Origin of the sequence: Anaerosacchariphilus polymeriproducens, from assembly GCF_003363435.1 — a bacterium.
GTDB lineage: Bacteria > Bacillota > Clostridia > Lachnospirales > Lachnospiraceae > Anaerosacchariphilus > Anaerosacchariphilus polymeriproducens.
In genome coordinates this window covers 1-3209 of sequence record NZ_QRCT01000035.1, presented here as the reverse complement: position 1 = coordinate 3209, position 3209 = coordinate 1, and the positions used below count along the sequence as shown (strand labels likewise).

Below are 3209 nucleotides of genomic sequence, written 5' to 3'. Positions count from 1 at the left end.
GAGAGATAAAGTTTAGAGCAAAGCATTTTTATCTAAAGGGATAAATTAATATTTAAGGAGAGCGAAAATTTATGATAACTGTAGAAGAAGCAAATAAAAGAGCATATGAAAAAAATGTTAAATTGCACGACTGTGGATATTGGGGTGTTTGTGATGACCACGCATGTCCTTGTGCAATAGATAAGAATGTCGATGGATTTGATAACAAGGTCTATCAATCCATGAAAGAAGATTTACAAAAACAAGTTAACCATGATTGGCAAATAGAAATTTAAGGAGTGAGTGAAAATGAAAGTAAAAAGATTGAAAGAGATAATATCTGATTTAGATGATGATTTAGAAATATTTATACGAAATACAGTTAATCCATGTGGAAATATACAAGAATTAGACCAAATTGAGCTTACTACTTATGGATTCTTTGGCACAGAAATTACATGTGCAATATTAAACACTGATAGCTCAAAGAAAATGGAATATAACGAAGATGAGGAAGTTATTGACTTTGTAAAATAGATATTTAAGGAGTGATTGAATGAATGTATTTGTAAATGTAAAAATTAAAAACAAAGATACAGGCGAGGTTATTGACACGGACGAAAATGGGGTTTTCGCAAATATTAGTTTTAATTGTGATGGAAGTATTGAAATTGAATCACTTGGAACATGTGTAGATAATAGCACAAGACTTGAACCAGATTCGATTGAAAAGGATTTTGATATTAATGAATACGAGATAGTGTCGATAGAGTGTATGAAAATATAGGAGGAAAAGAATATGTGAATTTAGAAGGTTATCTTTGGTCTTCTTCAATGTTTGTGAACTAAAAAATAGAAATTTAAGGAGTGAGTGAAAATGAGAGAGATAAAATATAGAGCATTTGACAAAGCAAGCGGTATCATGTTTGGCATTGACGGGTTTGACAAAAAATATGTGTGGGGATATAAAGCAGGAGTAAAAATCAAAGTCAAAAGAAATGAAGTAATACTAATGCAATATACAGGCTTACAAGATAAAAACGGTAAAGAGATTCGTGAGGGGGATATATTCCATCTTGGCGACAAAAATATCAAATATCAAGTGGTTTGGAACGATACAGGATTACAAGGAAAGCAAATAAGAAGTTCAAGTTATACAGATTTACAGTATTGGGGAAACTGTATCGAGGTAATTGGCAATATTTACGAGAATCCAGAGTTAACAAAGGAGTGATTGAATGGAAGTATTAGAAAGAGCAATAGAACGGATAAAAAGAGGTTTGCAGATGGCTATAGATGTTCAGGACGAAAGGATTGTGGAGGAGCTTAGAATCACGTTGGTAGCGTTGGAGGAAAAGAAGGAAAAGGAGAGTAAGCAGAAACCAATTAGAGTAAAAAAGGCAAAGGAACATCAGGAAAAAGCAGGATATAAGCATAGATGTCCCAATTGTAATTGTGCTGTTGGTTACATAGAACGAAAAAAATTATATGAGGAATGTTGCCAATACTGTGCAACATGCGGACAAAGATTAGATTGGAGCGAAAACGCATGAATGAGATTGAAAAAGCTATACATGTGCTAAAAACGAATAAAGAAACAATATGCGACATGATTTCGTACAATAAGAATTTTGAGCCTAAAAGTGATAATGCAAGACTTGAAGAGCGTAAAGATGCATTGGAAATAGCAATACAAGCACTAGAGGAAAAGAAGGAAAGGGAGATAAAGTAATGACAAATCAAGAAGCAATCGATTTATTAAATCAAGAAGAAGTCCCAATGGTGCTGAATGGAAAAATAAATGAAAGCTTAGTAGTGGCGCATATTAAAGCAATCCAAGCGTTGGAGGAAAAACAAAAAAATAGATGGATTCCAGTAAGCGAGAGGTTACCAGAAGCAGAACAAGAAGTTGAGTTGTCTGTAAAACGAATTACAGATTTTGGTACATATCATTTTACTGTAAGAGGATTTTACGAAGATGGAAATGTTTGGAATGAGGATAGTTTTTGTTGTTGGGAATATGAAAAAAATGTGCATGAACTAGATGAAGAAAAGAATGATTTCAAAATACCAGAAGGCTGGTGGGAACTATCAACTTATGCAGACGAATATTGCATACATTTGATTGATGATTATGTCATGGCATGGCGAGAATTGCCAGAACCATATAAAGAGGGTGAAACGAACGAATGAGATATTAAAGAAGATTGAGAAAGAAATTTTCCAAACCGCTAGAACGGTGTCTGTGAATGGTAGCACATATGTTTCGTTTAATGATATTAGAGTAATAATGAATATTTATGCTACCAACAAAGATGTCGGGATAAAAACCAGAGGCGATGTTATACGAAAGAGCAATGAGAATTTGGCTGAGTTTGTCGGCTATACAGTTAATTATCCATACGCACATTGCACAAGTATGCCTGAATCAGTTGATGATTACATTTTTGATATTTTAGCATATTTAAACCAACCAGTAGAGGAGGAATAAGAAGTGGATAGAAATATAATATTTGAAAATTGCGACTATTTAAATGAAAACAGAAACGATGAATTCGCACCACTTAATCAAGATTGTCGTTATTGCTATAGATATGAGTTATGCAAAGGAGTTAAAGAAAAAAAAGAGAAGCAAAATTAATAAATCAAAGAAAGGAGGTCGGAGCTCCTGCAGGGTAAAGATATATCTGCTCCTTTCGAAAAGAATGAATATAAAAACAGAATTATACAATGACAACTTCCAAAATTTAATAATGGTAGGCAAATAGGCGAAGATGGTAAGCCAATCAGGGGTACTGGTAAAATGATTTTTAACTGGATTGAGTGGAAAAGAGATTCTAAGGACATTCCAAAGATTCACCCAACGCAGAAACCAGTAAATGTATTAAAGCAACTAATAGAAATATTTACTGATGAAGGAGATGTTGTCATTGATCCATGTGCTGGTAGTGGAACAACACTAAGGGCATGTATGGAAGTAAATAGAAATTCCTATGGTTTTGAAATATCAAAAGAGTTTTGTAAAAAAGCAAAAGAAGAGATGCTGATATATGAAAATGACAACCAAATGAAAATTCAAGATTTTATAAAATAGTAAAGCGAATATATACATAATATAAATTATATGATATAACTATAAAAAAGAACTTTGACAACTTAATATTGGTTAGTGGTATAATAAACAAAAGGAGCGTGATACTGTGAAAAACAACTTTGAAAGACTCAAACAA

At 32.8% G+C, this 3209-nt stretch carries 10 protein-coding genes; all 10 read left to right on the top strand.

Annotated features, from left to right (window positions below; genetic code table 11):
* Positions 1-71 precede the first annotated feature (71 nt).
* The 10 genes from DWV06_RS12460 to DWV06_RS12420 all read left to right on the top strand — a co-directional run bounded on the left by DWV06_RS12460 (position 72) and on the right by DWV06_RS12420 (position 3073).
* Positions 72-275 (top strand): hypothetical protein, encoded by a 204-nt coding sequence (locus tag DWV06_RS12460; protein ID WP_115482529.1) that lies wholly within the window; start codon positions 72-74, stop codon positions 273-275.
* A 13-nt stretch (positions 276-288) separates the two neighbouring features.
* A complete protein-coding gene (locus tag DWV06_RS12455; RefSeq protein WP_115482528.1) occupies positions 289-516 on the top strand; it encodes a hypothetical protein in 228 nt (75 codons plus the stop codon).
* Positions 517-535: 19 nt separating this feature from the next.
* The gene (locus DWV06_RS12450) at positions 536-766 is read left to right on the top strand and encodes a hypothetical protein (protein WP_115482527.1); all 231 of its coding nucleotides are present in this window, start codon (positions 536-538) and stop codon (positions 764-766) included.
* A 90-nt stretch (positions 767-856) separates the two neighbouring features.
* Positions 857-1213, top strand: coding sequence for a YopX family protein (locus tag DWV06_RS12445; protein WP_115482526.1), 357 nt, complete (start codon positions 857-859; stop codon positions 1211-1213).
* A 4-nt stretch (positions 1214-1217) separates the two neighbouring features.
* On the top strand, positions 1218-1532 hold the full coding sequence (locus tag DWV06_RS12440) for a hypothetical protein (protein ID WP_115482525.1): 315 nt from the start codon (positions 1218-1220) through the stop codon (positions 1530-1532).
* Positions 1529-1711 (top strand): hypothetical protein, encoded by a 183-nt coding sequence (locus tag DWV06_RS12435; RefSeq protein ID WP_115482524.1) that lies wholly within the window; start codon positions 1529-1531, stop codon positions 1709-1711. Before DWV06_RS12440 ends, DWV06_RS12435 begins: the two co-directional genes overlap by 4 nt.
* Positions 1711-2172, top strand: a complete 462-nt coding sequence (locus DWV06_RS12430) for a DUF551 domain-containing protein (protein WP_115482523.1) — start codon at positions 1711-1713, stop codon at positions 2170-2172. Before DWV06_RS12435 ends, DWV06_RS12430 begins: the two co-directional genes overlap by 1 nt.
* Positions 2156-2470: a hypothetical protein gene (locus tag DWV06_RS12425; RefSeq protein WP_115482522.1), complete on the top strand. Its 315-nt coding sequence runs from the start codon at positions 2156-2158 to the stop codon at positions 2468-2470. The genes DWV06_RS12430 and DWV06_RS12425 overlap by 17 nt, the downstream gene beginning before the upstream one ends.
* 3 nt (positions 2471-2473) lie before the next feature.
* Positions 2474-2620, top strand: a complete 147-nt coding sequence (locus tag DWV06_RS18400; protein ID WP_155522633.1) for a hypothetical protein — start codon at positions 2474-2476, stop codon at positions 2618-2620.
* Between the two features lie 162 nt (positions 2621-2782).
* On the top strand, positions 2783-3073 hold the full coding sequence (locus tag DWV06_RS12420) for a site-specific DNA-methyltransferase (protein WP_115482521.1): 291 nt from the start codon (positions 2783-2785) through the stop codon (positions 3071-3073).
* Positions 3074-3209 lie beyond the last annotated feature (136 nt).

What these genes read in the sequence shown, in the direction of transcription:
- DWV06_RS12460 (WP_115482529.1), top strand. Translation starts at nt 72, where the DNA reads ATGATAACTGTAGAAGAAGCAAATAAAAGAGCATATGAAAAAAATGTT.
- DWV06_RS12455 (WP_115482528.1), top strand. Translation starts at nt 289, where the DNA reads ATGAAAGTAAAAAGATTGAAAGAGATAATATCTGATTTAGATGATGAT.
- DWV06_RS12450 (WP_115482527.1), top strand. Translation starts at nt 536, where the DNA reads ATGAATGTATTTGTAAATGTAAAAATTAAAAACAAAGATACAGGCGAG.
- DWV06_RS12445 (WP_115482526.1), top strand. Translation starts at nt 857, where the DNA reads ATGAGAGAGATAAAATATAGAGCATTTGACAAAGCAAGCGGTATCATG.
- DWV06_RS12440 (WP_115482525.1), top strand. Translation starts at nt 1,218, where the DNA reads ATGGAAGTATTAGAAAGAGCAATAGAACGGATAAAAAGAGGTTTGCAG.
- DWV06_RS12435 (WP_115482524.1), top strand. Translation starts at nt 1,529, where the DNA reads ATGAATGAGATTGAAAAAGCTATACATGTGCTAAAAACGAATAAAGAA.
- DWV06_RS12430 (WP_115482523.1), top strand. Translation starts at nt 1,711, where the DNA reads ATGACAAATCAAGAAGCAATCGATTTATTAAATCAAGAAGAAGTCCCA.
- DWV06_RS12420 (WP_115482521.1), top strand. Translation starts at nt 2,783, where the DNA reads ATGATTTTTAACTGGATTGAGTGGAAAAGAGATTCTAAGGACATTCCA.